General features: G+C 65.0%; 4 protein-coding genes. 3 read left to right on the plus strand and 1 reads right to left on the minus strand.

What is annotated here, in order from left to right; translation table 11 throughout:
- Positions 1-672 (plus strand): citrate synthase (locus tag MOV75_RS33030; protein ID WP_247007421.1); only part of this gene is annotated, 672 nt, incomplete at its 5' end.
- A gap of 83 nt (positions 673-755) precedes the next feature.
- Here MOV75_RS33030 and MOV75_RS33035 read toward each other — a convergent pair.
- Positions 756-1,412: a DedA family protein gene (locus MOV75_RS33035; protein WP_246931631.1), complete on the minus strand. Its 657-nt coding sequence runs from the start codon at positions 1,410-1,412 to the stop codon at positions 756-758.
- Positions 1,413-1,707: 295 nt separating this feature from the next.
- Between MOV75_RS33035 and cobS the strand changes: the two genes are divergently transcribed.
- On the plus strand, positions 1,708-2,706 hold the full coding sequence (gene cobS / locus MOV75_RS33040; RefSeq protein ID WP_246931632.1) for a cobaltochelatase subunit CobS: 999 nt from the start codon (positions 1,708-1,710) through the stop codon (positions 2,704-2,706).
- Positions 2,707-2,758: 52 nt separating this feature from the next.
- Positions 2,759-2,926: hypothetical protein (locus tag MOV75_RS33045; protein WP_247007423.1), on the plus strand; the 168-nt coding region annotated here is incomplete at its 3' end.

Genomic DNA, 2,926 nt, shown 5'->3' on the forward strand with positions numbered 1-2,926 from the left:
CTGGTTGCGACCATGCTCAATGCCGAGCCCTCGGCCGCGCCGCTGCATGAGGACATCGCGAAGGCCTGGGCGGCGGACAACAAGCACGCGCCCGATCTGATTCGCCGCGCGCTGGTTCTGCTCGCCGATCACGAGCTGAACGCCTCGACCTTCACCGCGCGCTGCGCGGCCTCGACGGGCCTTAACCTGTACGACGCCGTGATCGCCGGTCTCGCCGCGTTGAAAGGGCCGCAGCATGGCGGCGCCGGCGTGCTGGCCTCGCAACTCGTGAAAACGCTGATCGATCGCGACGTAGCCCCGATGGTGCGCGAGCGTGTCGCGCTCGGCGAGCGTTTTGCCGGCTTCGGCCATGGCGTCTACAAGCGCGGCGATCCCCGCGCGCAATCGCTGCTCAATGCGCTCTCTCGCGCCGGCGCACCGCGCAAATTCACCCGCGAGGTGCCGGAGCGCATCGCGGAAGCAACCGGCGAATTCGTCAACATCGACTATGCACTCGCCGTGCTCGTGCACGCGCTGCGCCTGCCCGCCGGCAGCGAACTCGCCCTGTTCGCGATGGCCCGCAGCGTCGGCTGGATCGCGCATGCGAGCGAGCAATTGCAGTTCGGGAAGTTGATACGCCCAAGGGCAAGGTATGTGGGGCCGGCGCCGGGGCGGAGGACGGGGGCTGGTTAGAGCCGGTGTGAGTGCAGCGTTCTCCCATGTCGTCCCTGCGAACGCATGCGTTCGCAGGGACGACACCTGTAATGTGGCGCCGCCTACGCCCGCGGCTTCGCTTCCGCGACGCTGCCATTCCGCCGGCGATAGATCCACACCGCCCCGCCCAGCACGATCGCAACCGCGACCACCGTCAGCATCCAGATGTGCTTGCCGACATGCCCGTGGTGATGCAGCCCGGCATATTCGTGCAGGGCCGACACGGCCAGCACACCGGGCAGCACATGGGCCGGCGCCCAGACCAGGATCGCCGGGATGTTCACCGCGTAGAACTTCGCGGGCGGCATGCCGAGTGCGCCGGCGGTCACAGGCACGAAGGCGCGGATCGGCGGTACGAAGCGGGCGAAGAACACGGCCCAGGCGCCGAAGCGGTGGAAGAAGCTCTCGCTCTCTTCGACCACGCGCGGATAGTTGGTCAGCGGCCAGGTGGTGAGGATCTCGCGCTGCCGCCGGTGCCCGATCCAGTAGGCGGAGCCGTCTCCGAGCACGGCGCCAAGCGCAGCGGCGAGCAGCACCCATGGCAGCGCCAGCTCGCCGCCCGGAACCAGGGCGCTGAGCGCCAGGATGATGGTCGATCCGGGGATCACCGATCCCACCACTGGCACGGCTTCGAGCAGCGCCGCCAGGAACAGGGTCAGATAGGCCAGCCACGGATGGGCCGAGACGAAGGAGATGAGGGGATCGAGGAAGGATGTCACGTCGTCTTTCGTCTCGGCGATGGACCTGGGGAAGACCCTACCTAGTTAAGGAGTGGCGGTAAAAGTGCCATTCGCGTGGGCAAGTCGCCTTCCCCGCTCGAAATTCGAGCGTGATTCGCAAGGCAGCCCTCCAAAAAGTGCGTTCCTCACCTATCTAAATGAAAAGACAATGGAACTTTGATTGGTGGGCGGGCTTCTGCCGGCCATCTGTCTCTGATAGGTTGATTTTCAGCACCCAGCCGCAGCCAACGTGCGAATAACTGGTTTCGGGACCGCCCGGGACCTCGGAGGATTGATGACGACCGCCGCCCTGTCCAAAATTGAGGAAGTTTCCGGTCAGCCCGATATGAAGGTGTCGGTGCGCCAGGTGTTCGGGATCGACAGCGATCTCGAGGTCCCCGCCTATTCCGAAGTCGATCCTCATGTGCCCGAAGTCGATTCCGACTATCGCTTCGATCGCGCCACCACGCTCGCCATTCTCGCCGGCTTTGCCCGCAACCGCCGCGTGATGGTGACCGGCTATCACGGCACCGGCAAATCCACCCATATCGAGCAGGTCGCGGCACGCCTGAACTGGCCCTGCGTGCGCGTCAACCTCGACAGCCACATCAGCCGTATCGACCTCGTCGGCAAGGATTCCATCGTGGTCCGCGACGGCAAGCAGGTCACCGAATTCCGCGACGGCATCTTGCCCTGGGCGCTGCAGAACAACGTCGCGCTGGTGTTCGACGAATACGACGCCGGCCGCCCGGACGTGATGTTCGTGATCCAGCGCGTGCTGGAAGTCTCCGGACGCCTGACGCTGCTCGACCAGAACAAGGTGATCAAGCCGCATCCGGCGTTCCGCCTGTTCGCCACCGCCAATACGGTTGGTCTCGGCGACACCTCGGGCCTCTATCACGGCACCCAGCAGATCAACCAGGGCCAGATGGACCGCTGGTCGATCGTCACCACGCTGAACTATCTCAGCCATGACGAGGAAGTGGAGATCGTGCTGGCCAAGGCCAAGCACTATCGCACCACTGAGGGCCGCGACATCGTCAACAAGATGGTGCGCCTTGCCGATCTCACCCGTAACGCCTTCGCCAACGGCGATCTGTCGACGGTGATGAGCCCGCGCACGGTGATCACCTGGGCTGAGAACGCCGACATTTTCGGTGATATCGGCTTCGCCTTCCGCGTCACCTTCCTCAACAAGTGCGACGAGCTCGAGCGCCCCCTGGTCGCCGAGTTCTACCAGCGCTGTTTCAACGCGGAGCTGCCGGAATCGGCGGTCAACGTGGCGCTCAGCTGATTTCTCTCGGTGTGTCGTCCCGGCCTTCGCCGGGACGACGGATCAAGGTGACATGACCACCTCCAACTCCAAATTCCGCAATACCAAGGAAGCGCCGACCGAGCCGTTCAAGCGCTCGGTGGCCTCCTGCCTGAAGGCAATCGCCAAGACGCCGGAGCTCGACGTCTCCTTCGCCGCCGAGCGCCCCGGTCTCGCGCCGGGCAAGGCGCGGCTGCCGGAG

Source organism: Bradyrhizobium sp. PRIMUS42, assembly GCF_023006515.1.
In the GTDB taxonomy this organism is placed as follows: domain Bacteria; phylum Pseudomonadota; class Alphaproteobacteria; order Rhizobiales; family Xanthobacteraceae; genus Bradyrhizobium.

Excerpts from the sequence above, each read along its gene's own strand:
- cobS (WP_246931632.1), top strand. The coding sequence starts at position 1,708 with ATGACGACCGCCGCCCTGTCCAAAATTGAGGAAGTTTCCGGTCAGCCC.